15 protein-coding genes and 1 tRNA gene are annotated in these 14288 nt (G+C 71.0%); 5 read left to right on the top strand and 11 right to left on the bottom strand.

Annotation, left to right across the window (positions count from 1 at the left end):
- Positions 1 to 190 precede the first annotated feature (190 nt).
- The 9 genes from ACFYSC_RS34535 to ACFYSC_RS34495 all read right to left on the bottom strand — a co-directional run bounded on the left by ACFYSC_RS34535 (position 191) and on the right by ACFYSC_RS34495 (position 6655).
- A complete protein-coding gene (locus ACFYSC_RS34535) occupies positions 191 to 1228 on the bottom strand; it encodes a zinc-dependent dehydrogenase (RefSeq protein WP_389969923.1) in 1038 nt (345 codons plus the stop codon).
- Positions 1225 to 1677: a PTS sugar transporter subunit IIA gene (locus tag ACFYSC_RS34530; RefSeq protein ID WP_389969921.1), complete on the bottom strand. Its 453-nt coding sequence runs from the start codon at positions 1675 to 1677 to the stop codon at positions 1225 to 1227. The genes ACFYSC_RS34535 and ACFYSC_RS34530 overlap by 4 nt, the downstream gene beginning before the upstream one ends.
- Positions 1670 to 1978 carry a PTS lactose transporter subunit IIB gene (locus tag ACFYSC_RS34525; protein WP_189250402.1) on the bottom strand — a complete coding sequence of 103 codons (309 nt, stop codon included), beginning with the start codon at positions 1976 to 1978 and terminating at the stop codon, positions 1670 to 1672. Before ACFYSC_RS34525 ends, ACFYSC_RS34530 begins: the two co-directional genes overlap by 8 nt.
- A 3-nt stretch (positions 1979 to 1981) precedes the next feature.
- Positions 1982 to 3124 carry a mannitol-specific PTS transporter subunit IIC gene (gene mtlA / locus ACFYSC_RS34520; protein ID WP_389969918.1) on the bottom strand — a complete coding sequence of 381 codons (1143 nt, stop codon included), beginning with the start codon at positions 3122 to 3124 and terminating at the stop codon, positions 1982 to 1984.
- Between the two features lie 157 nt (positions 3125 to 3281).
- Positions 3282 to 4223, bottom strand: coding sequence for a 1-phosphofructokinase (pfkB, locus tag ACFYSC_RS34515; protein WP_389969916.1), 942 nt, complete (start codon positions 4221 to 4223; stop codon positions 3282 to 3284).
- Complete coding sequence (locus ACFYSC_RS34510) at positions 4220 to 4981, bottom strand: DeoR/GlpR family DNA-binding transcription regulator (protein WP_362943256.1); 762 nt, start codon at positions 4979 to 4981, stop codon at positions 4220 to 4222. Before ACFYSC_RS34510 ends, pfkB begins: the two co-directional genes overlap by 4 nt.
- A 151-nt stretch (positions 4982 to 5132) precedes the next feature.
- On the bottom strand, positions 5133 to 5588 hold the full coding sequence (locus tag ACFYSC_RS34505) for a hypothetical protein (RefSeq protein WP_389969914.1): 456 nt from the start codon (positions 5586 to 5588) through the stop codon (positions 5133 to 5135).
- 24 nt (positions 5589 to 5612) lie between these two features.
- Positions 5613 to 5747 carry a hypothetical protein gene (locus ACFYSC_RS34500; RefSeq protein ID WP_389969912.1) on the bottom strand — a complete coding sequence of 45 codons (135 nt, stop codon included), beginning with the start codon at positions 5745 to 5747 and terminating at the stop codon, positions 5613 to 5615.
- Between the two features lie 248 nt (positions 5748 to 5995).
- Positions 5996 to 6655 (bottom strand): class I SAM-dependent methyltransferase, encoded by a 660-nt coding sequence (locus ACFYSC_RS34495; RefSeq protein WP_389969910.1) that lies wholly within the window; start codon positions 6653 to 6655, stop codon positions 5996 to 5998.
- Positions 6656 to 6845: 190 nt separating this feature from the next.
- On the opposite strand from ACFYSC_RS34495, the gene ACFYSC_RS34490 reads away from it, so the two are divergent.
- The 5 genes from ACFYSC_RS34490 (at position 6846) to ACFYSC_RS34470 (ending at position 10556) form a co-directional block, all read left to right on the top strand.
- Entirely contained in the window at positions 6846 to 7376 is a 531-nt protein-coding gene (locus ACFYSC_RS34490; protein ID WP_389969908.1) for a ricin-type beta-trefoil lectin domain protein, read from the top strand.
- 284 nt (positions 7377 to 7660) lie between these two features.
- Positions 7661 to 8089: an Rrf2 family transcriptional regulator gene (locus ACFYSC_RS34485; RefSeq protein ID WP_389969906.1), complete on the top strand. Its 429-nt coding sequence runs from the start codon at positions 7661 to 7663 to the stop codon at positions 8087 to 8089.
- Positions 8090 to 8180: 91 nt separating this feature from the next.
- A complete protein-coding gene (locus ACFYSC_RS34480) occupies positions 8181 to 8918 on the top strand; it encodes an NIPSNAP family protein (protein ID WP_389969904.1) in 738 nt (245 codons plus the stop codon).
- A gap of 442 nt (positions 8919 to 9360) precedes the next feature.
- Positions 9361 to 9822 carry a hypothetical protein gene (locus ACFYSC_RS34475; protein WP_389969902.1) on the top strand — a complete coding sequence of 154 codons (462 nt, stop codon included), beginning with the start codon at positions 9361 to 9363 and terminating at the stop codon, positions 9820 to 9822.
- A gap of 353 nt (positions 9823 to 10175) precedes the next feature.
- Positions 10176 to 10556, top strand: a complete 381-nt coding sequence (locus tag ACFYSC_RS34470) for a hypothetical protein (protein ID WP_389969900.1) — start codon at positions 10176 to 10178, stop codon at positions 10554 to 10556.
- A gap of 502 nt (positions 10557 to 11058) precedes the next feature.
- On the opposite strand, the gene ACFYSC_RS34465 is transcribed toward ACFYSC_RS34470, so the two are convergent.
- Both ACFYSC_RS34465 and ACFYSC_RS34460 read right to left on the bottom strand, forming a co-directional pair.
- Positions 11059 to 11147 (bottom strand) — tRNA-Ser (locus tag ACFYSC_RS34465).
- Between the two features lie 143 nt (positions 11148 to 11290).
- Entirely contained in the window at positions 11291 to 14107 is a 2817-nt protein-coding gene (locus tag ACFYSC_RS34460; RefSeq protein ID WP_389969898.1) for an AAA family ATPase, read from the bottom strand.
- Positions 14108 to 14288 lie beyond the last annotated feature (181 nt).

The following is a 14288-nucleotide window of genomic DNA, read 5'->3' as shown; positions in this document are numbered from 1 at the left end:
CGGGGGCGGGGAAACGCCGGCCGGGGCCAAGGGGCGGCCGGCCGGGTCGAGGGGGCACGGTGTGGGCCGGGACCGAGACCGACCGCTCCGGCCGGGGCAGGCCGAAGCCGGCCGAGGCCGATCGGGGCCAGTCGGTGTCGGTCGGTGTCGGTCGGTGTCTGTCAGGGTCGGTCGGGTCGGTCAGGGTCGGTCAGGGCTCGACGGTGACCTTGATCGCCTCGCCGCGGCTGACGATGCCGATCCCGTCGAGGACCTCCGGGAGCGGCAGCCGATGGGTGATCAGATCCGCGACGGGGACCTTCCCGTCGGCGATCAGCCGCAGGGCCTGGGCGTTGTGCGCCGGGCTGGATCCGTTGGCGCCGACGATGGTCAGCTCCCGGTAGTGCACCAGGTTGGAGTCGCACCGGATGATCGGATCGTCCTTGGGCAGGCCGCCGAAGAAGCTGATCCGCCCCTGCCGGGCCGCCATCCGCAGCGCCTGCTCCTGGGCCGCGCCGGAGGCCGCGGCGGTGATGACGACGTCGGCGCCCCGGCCCTCGGTCAGCTTGAGCACCTGGTCCACCACGTCCCCGGAGCCGTCCCCGCTGTGCACGGCGGCGTCCGGCCGTACCAGCGACGCCGCCGCCTCCAGCCGTCCGGCGTTGACGTCGACGAGGAACACCCGGGCGGCTCCGCGCGAGCGGGCCAGCCGTACGTGGAGGCAGCCGATGGGACCCGAGCCCATGACCACCACGTCGTCGCCCTCGCCGACCCGGGCCAGCTCCTGGCCGTTGAGCACGCAGGCGAGCGGCTCGGCCACCGACGCCTCGGCGAAGCCGACCCCTTCGGGGATGCGGTTGACGCCGTCCACGGCCAGGACCTTCTCGGGCACCACCATGTACTCGGCGAAGCCGCCGTCGTAGTGGTAGCCCATCGACTCCTGGTTCGGGCAGACCGTCATCCGTCCCCGGAGGCACTCGCCGCACCGGCCGCAGGGGATGGCGGCGATCACCTGCACCCGGTCGCCCGGCGCCCAGTCGCCCGTCCCGTCGACCACCTCCCCGGCGATCTCGTGGCCCATGACCCTCGGCGGCCTGATGTGGTGATGGCCGTACCTGAGGATCTTGGCATCGGTGCCGCAGGTGGAGCAGTTGCGCACGCGGATCCTGAGTTCCCCGGGCCCGGCGACGGGTTCGTCGGCGTCCTCGACCCGGATGTCACCGGGAGCGTGGAAACGGGCGACCTTCATTCTTCCTCCTCGATCGGTTCCAGCAGGCGCAGCACCTCGGCGACCTCATCCGCCTCGCGGAGCGCACGGGCGCGCTCGGGGTCCATCAGGATCCGGGCGAGCGCGGAGAGCAGCCGCAGATGGCCGTCGCCGCGGGCGGCGATGCCGACGCACACCGTCACCCGCTCGCCGTCCCAGTCGACGCCGTCCGGGAAGCGCAGCACGCAGAGGGCGTCGTGCCTGACGACCTCCTTGGCCTTCAGAGTGCCGTGCGGGATCGCGACCCCCTCGCCCATGTAGGTCGAGACCGCGCGTTCGCGCTCCAGCATGGCGTCCAGGTAGGGAGCCTCGACCGCGCCGACCTCCATCAGTGCCCGGCCGCACTGCAGGATCGCGTCGTCCCGGCCGGTCGCCGAGGCGGTGAGCCGTACGGCGCGCGGGTCGAGGGGAAGGGGCGCCGTCTCAGCCACCGACGGTCCCGCCCTTCTTGATGGTGTCGACGAGCCGCGTCACGGCGGGGTCGCCGATGAAGACCTGGAAGGGGACCAGTACGGTGCCCGGGGCCGCGGCCCTGGCGCGGTCGGCCAGTCCCGCGTGGCAGAGCACCACGTCGGCGTCGCCGGGAATGGAGTTGACCGGGGTGTGCACCACCTCCACCCCCGCCCCCTTGAGCTGGCGGCGGACCTGGGTGGCGAGCATGACGCTGCTGCCCATGCCCGCGTCGCAGGCCACAACGATCTTGCGGATGTCCTTGCCGTCGATGCCGGCCATGGGTCATGCCTCCTTGGTGGCGGATGAGGTGGCGGGAACGGTCGCCTCCGTGCCCGGATCCGCGTTCGTGCCGGGGTCCGCGCCCGGGTCCGCGTCCTTCTCGCCCCGGCCGAAGCCCAGCAGCACCGCCGCGACCGCGAAGGACACGATCGTGGCGACGACGATCCCGGCCGCGGAGGAGAACCAGCCGCCCCTGGGGGTCACCGCGAAGTAGGCGAAGACGCTGCCCGGGGACGGCGGGGCCACCAGGCCGGCGCCGGTGACGATGAAGGTGAAGACCCCCGCCGCGCCGCCGGCGATGACCGCGAGGATCAGGCGCGGCTTCATGAGGACGTACGGGAAGTAGATCTCGTGGATGCCGCCGAAGAAGTGGATGATCATCGCGGCGGGGGTGCTGGGACGCAGCGCCCGGGGGCCGAAGAACAGGAAGGCGAGCAGCAGTCCGAGACCGGGGCCGGGGTTGCTCTCCAGCATGAACAGGATGGACTTGCCGCTCTCGGCGGCCTCGGCCACGCCCAGCGGGCTGAGCACGCCGTGGTTGATGGCGTTGTTGAGGAACAGGACCTTGGCGGGCTCGATCAGGACCGAGGCCAGCGGGAGCAGGTTGTTGCCCACCAGCCAGCCGACCGCCTCGCCCGCCGCCCTGGTCACCGTCTGGATGACCGGGCCGATGCCCAGGACGCCCAGGATCGCCATGGCGCCGCCGACGATGCCCGCGGTGAAGTTGTCCACCAGCATCTCGAAGCCGGCCTTCGTCCGGTCCTGGGTGAAGCCGTCCACCAGCTTGATCAGGTAGGCGGCGAGCGGACCGATGATCATCGCGCCGAGGAACATCGGGACCTCGGCGCCGACGATCACGCCCATGGTGGCGACCGCGCCCACCACGGCACCGCGCTGGCCGTGGACCATCCGCCCGCCGGTGTAGCCGATCAGGACCGGGATCAGGACCTTGACCATCGGTTCGACGAGGGCGGCCAGGGTCTCGTTGGGCAGCCAGCCCGTGGGGATGAACAGCGCGGTGATCAGGCCCCAGGCGATGAAGGCGCCGATGTTGGGCATGATCATTCCGGCGAGGTGCCCGCCGAAACGCTGGATGGTGGCTCTCGCCCCCGTCCCCTGGACGGTGGGTGTGTAGTCGGTGCTCATCCGGTGTGCTCCTTCCGGGGTGACCGGCGGCGCGTCGGGGCCGCCGGTCGGGGGGTGGTGGTGCGCCGCTGTCGGCCCCCGGACCACAGCGGCAGAGCGGGATCGGCGGCCGTCAGACTCCGGACCGCGGCGGCAGGGCGGGATCGGTCACGGCCGGTCAGCCTCCGGACCGCAGCGGCAGGGCGGGATCGGCCGCGAAGGTGCGGACGTGGTCGCGGCGGATGTCGTCCGGACCGGGCATCCGGCTGCCGGGCAGCCCCACGGCGGCCGTCGCCCACGCCAGGGCCTCGGCCAGCGCGGCCTCGCCCCGCGCTCCGGCGGCGAGGAACCCGGCCAGCATGGCGTCGCCGGCTCCCACGGTGCTGCGGGGTTCGGCGACCGGGCCCTCGCCGTACCAGACCTGGTCGCCTTCGAGGAGGACGGCGCCGTCGGGCCCGAGACTGGCCAGGACCGTGCCCGCGCCCCGGGAGCGCAGCGTCGAGGCCGCCTCGATCGCGTCGCCGAGCGTCGTGATCGCCCGGCCGGTCGCCTCGGCGAGCTCCTCCCGGTTGGGCTTGATGAGCGCGGGCCCCGCCTCCAGGGCCTCCCTCAGGGCGGGCCCGCTGGTGTCGACCGCGACGAGGATGCCCGCGCGGGCGAAGCGGCGGCAGAGGCGGGCGTAGACGTCGACCGGCACCTCGGGCGGGAGGCTGCCGGAGGCGACCACCCAGTCCGCGGAACCCGCCTCGCCGAGCACCGCCTCGGCGAGGGCGTCCAGCTCGGCCGAAGACAGGGCCGTGCCCGGCTCGTTGATCTTCGTGACCGTGCCGTCGGGCTCGGCCAGCGCGATGTTGGAACGGGTCGGCCCGGTGACCGGCACGGTCACCATGTCGATGCCCTCCTCCGACAGCAGGGAGATCAGCCGCCTGCCCTCCTCTCCCCCGTAGGGGACGACCGCGCGGGAGCCGACGGCGTTGGCCAGCAGCGCGCGGGAGACGTTCACCCCCTTGCCGCCCGGGTCGAGATGGGTGGCCGCGGAGCGGATGACCGCGCCGCGGTCGAGCGACCCGATCTCGATCGTCCGGTCCAGGCTGGGGTTGAGGGTCAGCGTCACGATCATGCGCGCACCACCTCGGGACCGGCCGCCGCGATCTCGGCCGCCGTCACGGCGTCCAGGCCGGCGTCGCTGATCACGAGGTCGATCTCGGCCAGCGTGGCGAAGCGGGCCAGGTAGGTGTTGGTGAACTTGGTGTGGTCGGCGAGCAGCACGCTCCGCTGCGCCGCGCCGATCATCGCCCGCTTGATCGCGGCCTCGGCCGGGTCGGGGGTGGTGAGGCCCTTGTCCACCGAGCAGCCGTTGGCCGCCATGAACGCCACGTCCACGTGCAGGTCCGCGAGCGGGCGCAGGGCCCAGTCGTCGACGGTGGCCAGCGTCCGCCCGCGCACCCGGCCGCCCAGCATGATCACGTTCAGGCCGGGCCGTACGGCCAGCGCGGTCGCCAGGGGCGGGGAGTTGACGATGACCGTGAGCTCCCGGTCGGGCGGCAGTGCCTGGACGAGCCGCGCGGTGGTCGTCCCGGCGTCGATGATGACCGCGCCGTCCTCCGGGAGCTCGGCGAGGGCGGCCTTGGCGATGCGCTCCTTCTCGGCGGTCATCACCTCGTCCCTGGCGGCCAGGGCCGGCTCGAAGCCCAGCCGCTCCACAGGGATGGCGCCGCCGTGCACCCGACGCAGCACGCCCGCGCGCTCCAGCGCGGTCAGGTCACGGCGGATGGTCTCGGTGGTGACGGCGAACTCCTCCGCCAGCGCCATGACGTCCACCCGCCCGGCCTCCCGGGCGCGCCGCAGGATCTCCTGCTGCCGCTCCTCGGCGTACATGGTGTTGATTCACCGCCGTTTCGGTTTGGTTTCATATGTGTTTACACCCGTATGTGTTGGAATACAAGAGTGTGATCCTCCGGCGGCCCTCCTGCCGACGGGCACGCCGAGACGACGGCGTCCACCGCCGGAGCCTGCCTGCGCAGCCGGTCTATTCCACCCACCACCAGCCGTCGCCCAGGTCACGGACAGGACGGCCGATGTCACCGGCAGCGGTCCGGACGATCGTCTCCGCGGTCGGCGGGGCCGGCAGATGGGCGATCCCCGCACCGCTCTCCGCCCGCCAGGAGTCCTCGAACACCGGGAGGTAGACGACCTCTCCCTGCTGACGCACCCAGCCGTTCTTCGACAGGTACTCCATCCACCACGGCGCGGTGAGCCGCCGCCCCCTCGCGTTCGCCTCGACGAGCGCGGCGAGTTCCTCCCGGTGCAGCCGGATCTGGCTGCCGATATAGACGACCTGCCAGTCGATCCCCCAGACGACCACTCCCAGGGTCACCGTGACCACCAGCATGGCGAAGAACCGGACGTAAGCCCTGAGCGACAGGTAGGCCAGCACCGCGGCGAAGGACCACAGGACGGCCCAGGTCCAGAACACCCCGGTCACGAGCCTGCCGAACCACCAGATCTTCTAGAACATCGGCAGTGACAGGTAGGACGCGACGGTCAGCAGCAGCCACCCGAGCGACGCCATGAGGAGCGTCCACCTGGCCCAGCCGGGCGCCTTCTTCCCCGGATTCTTCACGGGGTCCTTCACCGGAGGCATGGCGGCAGTCTCATGACGCGGACGTGACCCGACCAGATCTCCCGGCACACCCTCACACCGCCTGCACGGCTTCTCCACAGGAAACCGCGTGAGCGCTTACGACCTACTCGGCGTCGAGACCGAGGATCTCGGAGACGCGCCGATGAGGCGACATCAGCACATGACCCACATCGTGAATGCTCCATCCCTTGTCCAGGAGGAGACGGGCAGCGCTGCGGGTTGCGCTCTCGGCCCGGCCGCCGCTCGCTTCACGCCCTGAACGCCCTGACCGCCAGGGCGTAGGGAACGGGGTCCTCGCGCGGCTCGGTCACCCGGTCGATGTTCAGCCCCGCGCCGGCGAACGCGTTGATCAGGTCGGGCAGCGGCACGTGGCTCATGCCCACCCTGTCGCGGAGACCGCCCTCGCGCCACCACGGCGAACGCCTGTGCCAGCCCGCGATCCGGTACGTGGGGTGGATGACCACCGCCCCGTCCGGGCGCGGCTCGATGTGCGGGCCGTTGAAGCACGGGTGTACGCCGTAGAACAGCAGCATCCCATCGGGCCGCAGCACACGGGCGGCCTCCTTCACCAGACCGGCGAAGTCGCCGACGTCGGTGGAGACCCACAGCGCGGTGACCGTGTCGAAGGCGCCCGCGGCGAACGGGAGCCTCGTGGCGTCTCCCCGCAGGAGCGGGGCCCCGCCCCTGGCGTGGGCCAGGCGTAGCTGGTCGGCCGAGTGGTCCAGGCCGACGACGGTGCGGCCGGTGGACCTGATGGCTTCGAGGTACAGGCCGGTACCGCACCCGAGGTCCAGGCAGAGGCCCTTCCCGGGGCCGAGAAGATCAACGATCCAGGCGGCGTTGGCCTGGGCGCCGGGTCCGATGTAGCCGTCGTACCACTCGGCCTGGCCGTCATATCGCGCGGTCATGATTCGTTCATACACGGGGACCGCCCAACGGGCCTGGCGAACGCCGCGAGACTCACCCCGGCCCGCTCTCCTGCTCCTGCTCCTGCTCCTGCTCCGCCACGTGACGGCTTTCATGCACCGGGTGATTGATAAGTGACATTCGGTGATGACATGGTGCTGGCGTCTTGATCAATTCTCTCGGGGGACAACCATGATTGCTCACCGCCTGCTGGCCGTCGCCGTCGTCTACGCCGCAGTGGGTACGGTCACCACCCTGCCCGCCACGGCCTCCACCCGTCAGCACGCCGGCCGTACGGCCCTGGCCGGCTCCCCGGCGTGCGTCGACGTCAGCAACAGCCGCGGCAACGGCACCCAGATGTACCTGTGGCAGTGCCAGGACAACAACACCAACCAGAAGTTCGTCATCGAGGACGGCCTCATCAAGGTGGAGGACACCGTCGGCAAGAGCAAGCAGATGTGCCTTGACGCCTCCAACGGCCGCGCCAACGGCACCCGCGTGTACCAGTGGCAGTGTCTGGGGAACGCCAACCAGCTCTGGGTGGTACAGAAGGGCCTGATCATCCTCAAGTCCACCCTCAACACGGGCAACCGCGTATGCCTGGACGTCACCAATGCCCGCACCAACGGCACGCCGGTCTACCTGTGGCAGTGCGTGCCCAACGACAACCAGAAGTTCGTGATCGACAACGGCCAGCTCAAGGTCAAGGACACCCTCTCCTGATCTCTGGTCCCACCGGCGCCCTCCCTGCGCACCGCACGGCATCGGCGGCGGACGGGACGGCGACCCGGTTCCCGGCGGGCTCGGGCTGAGAGGCCAGGCCCGAGCCGCCGGTTCCACGAAATCCGGCGGCGCGGTTCGGCCGTGAGGTGGGCGCCAGGCACGCGGCGAACGGAAGGGGATGAGCCCAGCCGCTCCAGGCCACGCCGTCGGTCTCCCCTGCGTCTCCGCGATGTGGTTTGACCACCACGCAGCTGTAACAGAAGATGTTACGACAAGGAGGGGTGATGGCGGCGAACAGCAGGTTGACCATCGCGACGCATGCGCTGACGTGGCTGGCGCTGGCGCGACGCCGCGGCCAGGAGGTGCTGACCTCCGACCAGGTCGCGGCCAGCGTCAACACCAACCCTGTGATCATCCGGCGCAGCCTCGGCGACCTGCGGCGAGCCGGTCTCGTGGAGGTCCGCCACGGCGCCGGCGCGGGCTGGAGCCTGGCCCGCGCGCCCGAGGAGATCACCATGCTCCAGGTGTACGACGCGGTCGGGGGCGAACAGCCGTTCGGCCTGCACCACACCGAGCCCAGCCTGGAGTGCCCGGTCGGCCGGGGCATCCGGCCCGCCCTCAACCAGACCTACGACCGGGTCGAGCGGGCCATCCGGCGGGAGCTGGCGGACACCTCCATCGCCGACATGCTTCGCGAGACGCTGACGAAGTAATCGACGTCGCGGCGGTTCGAATCCCGCCGCGTCACAGCACGGCCGTTGCTGTAACAGAGATTGTTACAGCATTGAACGAGGAGTGACCCTGATGGAAGCCGTACGGTGCCCGATCGTCGAACTGCGGCAGTACACGCTGCACCCGGGACGGCGCGACGTGCTGATCGACCTGTTCGACCGGGAGTTCGTCGAGACCCAGGAGGCGACGGGCATGACCGTCCTGGGACAGTTCCGCGACCTGGACGATCCCGACCGGTTCGTATGGCTCCGCGGCTTCGAGGACATGCCGAGCCGCGCGAAGGCGCTGGAGAGCTTCTACGGCGGCCCGATCTGGCGGGCACACCGCGACGAGGCGAACGCAACGATGATCGACTCCGATGACGTGCTACTGCTGCGGCCGGCCTCGGCGCGGGGCGGCTTCCCGGCGCCGGCGGACGCCCGACCGGCCCCCGGCGAGCCGCCGGCATCGCCGCCGTCGCTCGTCCTCGCCACGATCTGGCACGGCGCCGGCCCGTTCGACACCGCGTTCGTCGAGTTCTTCGAGCGACGGGTCCGGCCCGTGCTCGCCGAGACCGGCGGCGAGCCACTGGCGTATCTGCGGTCGGAGCACGCCCCGAACACCTTCCCGGCGCTGCCGGTACGGACCGGTGAGGAAGTCTTCGTGTGGTTCGCACGGTTCGCCGACGAAGGCCGGATCGACGAGCATCTGGCTTCCCTGCGGCGCTCGGAACGCTGGTCGGAGGAGGTGCTTCCCGTCCTTTCCGAACGGTGGGCGAGGTCTCCGCAACGGCTGCGGCTCGTCCCCACCGGGCGGTCATTGTTGCGGTGACCTCCGAGGGCCACGGCCTGGCCTGCCGGCCGGAGGTCCCGGGCAGGCCGGGGCCGGGCCGATACGGCGGCGCCCGGCCGCATCCCCCGAAACGATCAACGACGCCCGGCTAAGGAGATCCCCAGCAAGGCGAAGCCCTCGATCCCGCGGGTTCGAGGGCTTCCAATGTCCGGAGACATCACAGGGCGGAGAGCGTGGAATTCGAACCCACGAGGACCGTCGGCGGCCCCAGCGGTTTCAAGAGGGCCGCGTTCCAGACGACGACAGAGCTTCTGACCAGGGCGAAAGCGTCTTCCCCGACCCGAACGACGGAAGGTCATCCCGCAGGCTCCTCACCCCTCTCCGACCATGGCCCAGGAGCCGATCATGCCCTTCCGTCCGCGGAAGCCCTCCCACCTCGACTCTTGACCCACCCTCTCCGCCATCCGAGATCATGTCGGCCATGTGGTTCTTCCGCTTCCTCGCCATCGGACTCCTCAGCGGGATCCTGATGATCCCGCTCCTGCACTCTCCCCGAGGTGACGGATTCGAGCACCTGCGCTTGAATGCGATCATGAGCCTGGAGGTCGGCTGGTTCTTCTTGGTCCCGATCTCACTGGTGGCCGGAGTCTGGAAGGCCTTCTCTTCCAGAGAGCTGTTCCGGACGGCACCTCCGGACTTCGTCCTGGGAGGGATCACCTTCGCGTTCGGTGCTCTGGTCCTGCACCAGGCGATGGCCGCATCACGATGGCTCAACGGTTCACCGTCCGGAGTCGGCGATCCGGACGGCGAGTACGTCATGGCAGCGTTCGCCGAACTTTCGGGTGTGGTGATCATGATCGTCGGCATGGTGATCCTGATCAGCCGGGCAGTCACCGTCATCGATTCCCGAGAGGCGGACATCCCGGCACCCACGAGTCGTTGATCAGAGACGGAAAAGCCGGGTTCCTGACGTCCTGCTTGCAGAGACCGACCACATCACCGAACGGCTGACGGCCCGGAACCTCCCCAAGGACGAGGCCGAGGTACTCGGCTCCTCCAAGCCGGTGCTTGAGGTGCCGGCCACCGTACATGACGCGGCGGGGACAGTGGTCCTGGTGATGGGGGTAGCCTTACCAGGCGATCTCCATGAGTCACAGGATGTCCATCCCGTGACCTGGACCGACGCCGGAGGGTGCCGTGTCTGATACTCCTGTTGCCCCCGGCGAGGATCCCCCGGTCAGACGGTCTTTCCGGCGCGGTGCGGGAGGCGGCTGCCTGCTGGCGGTGCTCCTACCGGTGGCCGGCCTGTTTCTGCTGGTCAAGGCCCCCATGTGGGTCAATGACGCGAAGCTGGACAGCTTGATCGAACGTTTCGAGGACCACCCCCTGCCCCCGAAGACATACTGGGCGGGCAACGACGCGGAGGGCTCCATCGCGCTGCGGGGCAACGGCAACCACTGCGACTACCGCGCCCGGTTCACCCTGAGCACCGAATTGCCCATCGAGGAGCTCCTCGCCCATTACAAGCGGGCGGACATCGCGGGGGTCGAGTCGAGCCGGCCGAGCATCACCGCCTGGATTCGGCCGTCGTCGGAGCAGTCGGTTCATGGTCCCCGACCGGTACTCGTAGAGCTGAACGACGGCACTGACGCGGGGTTGGACATCCGCTGTCACTGAACCTTTGAGGCATGTCGGCCAGCGGTGAGCCTCACCCTCTCCTCATGAACACTCGTTCGGACAAGTTGAGGAAGCCGGCCTCAACTCGTTCGGACAAATGGACGAGCGAATATCCCGCTGTCCATCACCATCCATGAAGAACCGATCCGCCATGGCGATTCAGGACCCCGTCCCCGTCAGCTTCGAGCAGGTCTTCCCGCACGGCTGCCCCATCGTCGGCGAGGTCGAGCGGGTCAAGGACTTCACCGCCTCCACCGGCGACCGGACCGTCCACGCGAAGGACAAGACCACCGGTGAGCCGGTGTGGCAGGTCGCCGTCATGGACGCCGACCCCACCGTCAAGGCTGGCCAGAAGACCGTCACCGTGAAGATCATTTCGCGTATATCCCGCGGCCCCCGGCCGAGAGCCGCTCACGGTGGCCTACGACTGCGCACCCCCGAAACGGCCAACGGCGCCCGACCGAAGGGAATCCCCTGGTCAGGCGCCGTTTCGCGAGGTGAGCGGAGAGCGTGGGATTCGAACCCACGAGGACCGTCGCCGGCCCTAGCGGTTTTCAAGACCGCCGCCATCGTCCACTAGGCGAGCTCTCCCGGCCGACACGCCCGAAGAACGTGTCAGATTGCACCTTAGCCTCTCACCGCCACCGGCGCGTCCCCGACTCGGTGGCGCTCCGCTCCGGCCATGGGCCGGAAACCCGGGGGCGGCTGTCCGAAAGCCGGAGCCGCCGTCCGGGTCAGGGTTGCGGCACCTGCTGTCCGGCGAAGCCGTCGCCGACGGAGGCGGCCAGCCGCAGGTAGGCGTCGCGGGTGGCTGGCTGCAGCCGCTCCAGGTCGATCTCGGCGCCTTCCTCCAGGTGGGGGTCGTAGGGGACGCGGATCACCGCGCGGCAGCGGGCCGCGAAGTGGGCCTCCAGCCGGTCGAGATCGACGGTCGACTTCGACCTCGGACGGACGCTGCACAGCACCACGGTGGCCGAACGGACCAGGTCCTCGTAGTGGTGGGCCTCCAGCCAGTCGAGGGTCGCCGAGGCGGCGCGGGCGCCGTCCACGGACGGGGAGCTGACCAGGACGAGCTGGTCGGCCAGGCCCAGGACTCCCGACATGGCCGAGTGGAGCAGACCGGTGCCGCAGTCGGTGATGCAGATCGAGTAGAAGTTCTCCAGGACCTGCGCCACCGCCTGGTAGTCGGACGCGCTGAACGCCTCCGACACCGACGGGTCGCGGTCGGAGGCGAGGACCTCCAGCCGCGACGGCGCCTGCGAGGTGAAGGCTCTTATGTCGACGTAGCGCTTGATCTGCTTGCGCTCGTTGAGCAGGTCGCGGACGGTCGCGGAGGTCTCCAGCTCCAGTTTGTCCGAGAGGGTCCCGCGGTCGGGGTTGGCGTCGACCGCGATGACCCGGTCGCCGCGGATCTGGGCGAGGGTCGCGCCGAGACCGACCGTGGTGGTGGTCTTTCCGACGCCGCCCTTGAGGCTGAGTACGGCGACACGGTGGTGGCCGGTGGCGACCGGGGTACGGGCCCGGGTCATCAGTTCGCCGCGGCGACGGACCTCGGGCGACTCGCCGGGCTTGATCAGGCCGGCGGTGGCCCGGTAGACCAGCTTGCGCCAGCCGCTGGACGGCCCGTTCCGGCGGCCCCGGAGCAGCGAGTCGGGGTCCAGGCTGTCGGCCGACGGCCTGGAGGTGCCCGAGGACTGCCGGGAGGGGGCGCTGAACGCGGGCGGCGGCGCCGAGTGGCGGCGGCGCGGCTGGTACGGCTCCCGCAGTTCCTCGTCCTCGTACTCGTCCTCGTCGGGGAAGAAGGAGTTGCCCCCGCCGGAGGAGGCCGAACCTCTGTCCTTGCGGGAGGCGGCGAGCCTGTCACCGCGGCCGACGGGCCGGTCCCGCCCGGGAGCGGAGGGCCTGTCGCGGTCCTGCCCGGGAGCGGGGGACCTCTCTCGATCCGGAGCGTCCACCGGAGTGGCCGAGGTCGCCGAGGCGGCCGGGGTGAACGGCCGCTCGTGGTGCTCCGGCGAGAAGGGGGCCTCCCCACGGGGGGCGACGTCGCGGTCCCGGCCGTCTCGATCGTCCGGGGACGGCGCGGGAGCCGTGCCGTCCCGGGGAGCCGAAGGCGCGTCCCAACCCCCGGCGAAGGGCGAAGGGCCGGACGGGCCGGAGGGGTCGGAGAAGCCGAAGGCGGCCGGGCCGAACGAGCCGGGGGTCTGCCGTTCCGGCGCGCCGGGCTGCGGCCGGTCGGCGCCGAAGGCGACGGGGGCCCCGAACGGGCCGGGGGCGCCGGGGTTGGGAGGCTCCGAACCGGGCCGCTCCGAACCGGACGCCTTCGAACCGGGCCGCTCCGAACCGGACGCCTTGGAGCCGGACGCCTCCGAACCCGGCGTCCCGGCGGCGGACGCCTCCGGCTCCGGCTTCCCGGACCCGTGGGTCTCCGGGCTCGGCCTCTCGGGCCCGGAGATCTCCGGACTCGGCGCTCCGGACCCGGGGATCTCCGGGCTCGACGCCCCGGAGCCGGACGTCTCGGGTGCTCGCCGTACGGGGTCGGTGACGGCCGGCTCCGCGGCGGCGTCCGGCTCGGCGGCCCCGGAACCGGGCCGGTCGCGGTCCCGGTCGGCGCCGCGGGACTCGAAGCTCCCGAAGGAGAACCCTTCGAGCTTCGGAGCCGGGGGCCTGAAGGGTTCGAGCGAGGACTCGGCGGGGTCGGCAGGGGTCCCGGCGGGCTCGAACGGCTCGGACACGGGCCCAGAGGATCCAGAAGGCCCAGAGGACCCGGACGCGGATCCCGAGGGTCTGAAGGGTTCGAGCGGAGGCTCGGCGGAGGCCGTGGAACGACCGGTCTCGGCGGGTTTGAAAGGTTCGAGGGCCGGCTCGGCGGCCTCGGAGGACCCGGTGGTCCGGGCGGCTCCGGAAGATCCGGAGCCGGCGGGGTCGTCGGACGGCCGTTCGAGAGCGGGGCCCGTGAACGGCGGCCGTTCGAGGGCGGGATCGGTGAAGGACGGCCGTTCCAGAACGGGGTCGGTGAACGACGGCCGCTCAAGCCCGGGGTCCGTGAACGACGGCCGCTCGGGGTCCGGACCGGCGGACGACGGCCGCGCGGAACCCGGGTCGGTGAACGATCCCCGGCCGAGGCCCGGGTCGGTGAACGACGCCCGGTCGTCGTCGGCGGGGAAACGGAGGTCGGGCCGGGTGAAGTCACCCGTCGCGGAGCCCTCGGCGTCGTCGTGCTCCTGGCGGGGCAGCGGCCTCAGCGGGGCGAGGAAGCCGTCGTCGTCCCGGGGGAAGGACGGCGGGGAGGACGAGGGAGAGGACGACGGGGAGGACCCTCCGAACGGCGGCACCGTGAACGCGCCCGCCGCCGTGCCCGCGCTCATCCAGTCCGCCGCGTCGGCGTCCTCGGCCGGGTGACCGCCCGTGCCCGGGGAGGTGTCCGAGGGCGCGTAGGCCGAGTCGACGGCGGCACGGAGGAGTTGCGCCGAGGTGGTCTCGGGCTCGGGCTCGGCGGCGACCAGGCCCCAGGGGTCCCTCGGGTACGGCGAGGCCGCGGTGGGGTCGTCCACCGCGTTCTTTGCCGGTACCGGGGGTACCTCCTCCTGTTCCTTGATAGCGTCGAGCCAGGCGAGCTGTTCCTCGAGAGATTCCTCACGATCGTGCCTTGCCACCGTGTTCCCCCTCGGGATGGGCGTAAAAGGGCAGCAAACACATAGCAGGTTAACGCCCTGTGTTCACATCATCGCGGGC

It is taken from the genome of Streptosporangium sp. NPDC004379, assembly GCF_042873875.1.
Lineage (GTDB): Bacteria > Actinomycetota > Actinomycetes > Streptosporangiales > Streptosporangiaceae > Streptosporangium.
This window is presented reverse-complemented; position numbering and strand designations above follow the sequence as displayed.

What these genes read in the sequence shown, in the direction of transcription:
- ACFYSC_RS34535 (WP_389969923.1), bottom strand. Translation starts at nt 1,228, where the DNA reads ATGAAGGTCGCCCGTTTCCACGCTCCCGGTGACATCCGGGTCGAGGAC.
- ACFYSC_RS34525 (WP_189250402.1), bottom strand. Translation starts at nt 1,978, where the DNA reads ATGGCCGGCATCGACGGCAAGGACATCCGCAAGATCGTTGTGGCCTGC.
- mtlA (WP_389969918.1), bottom strand. Translation starts at nt 3,124, where the DNA reads ATGAGCACCGACTACACACCCACCGTCCAGGGGACGGGGGCGAGAGCC.
- pfkB (WP_389969916.1), bottom strand. Translation starts at nt 4,223, where the DNA reads ATGATCGTGACGCTGACCCTCAACCCCAGCCTGGACCGGACGATCGAG.
- ACFYSC_RS34510 (WP_362943256.1), bottom strand. Translation starts at nt 4,981, where the DNA reads ATGTACGCCGAGGAGCGGCAGCAGGAGATCCTGCGGCGCGCCCGGGAG.
- ACFYSC_RS34500 (WP_389969912.1), bottom strand. Translation starts at nt 5,747, where the DNA reads ATGCCTCCGGTGAAGGACCCCGTGAAGAATCCGGGGAAGAAGGCGCCC.
- ACFYSC_RS34495 (WP_389969910.1), bottom strand. Translation starts at nt 6,655, where the DNA reads ATGACCGCGCGATATGACGGCCAGGCCGAGTGGTACGACGGCTACATC.
- ACFYSC_RS34490 (WP_389969908.1), top strand. Translation starts at nt 6,846, where the DNA reads ATGATTGCTCACCGCCTGCTGGCCGTCGCCGTCGTCTACGCCGCAGTG.
- ACFYSC_RS34485 (WP_389969906.1), top strand. Translation starts at nt 7,661, where the DNA reads ATGGCGGCGAACAGCAGGTTGACCATCGCGACGCATGCGCTGACGTGG.
- ACFYSC_RS34480 (WP_389969904.1), top strand. Translation starts at nt 8,181, where the DNA reads ATGGAAGCCGTACGGTGCCCGATCGTCGAACTGCGGCAGTACACGCTG.
- ACFYSC_RS34475 (WP_389969902.1), top strand. Translation starts at nt 9,361, where the DNA reads ATGTGGTTCTTCCGCTTCCTCGCCATCGGACTCCTCAGCGGGATCCTG.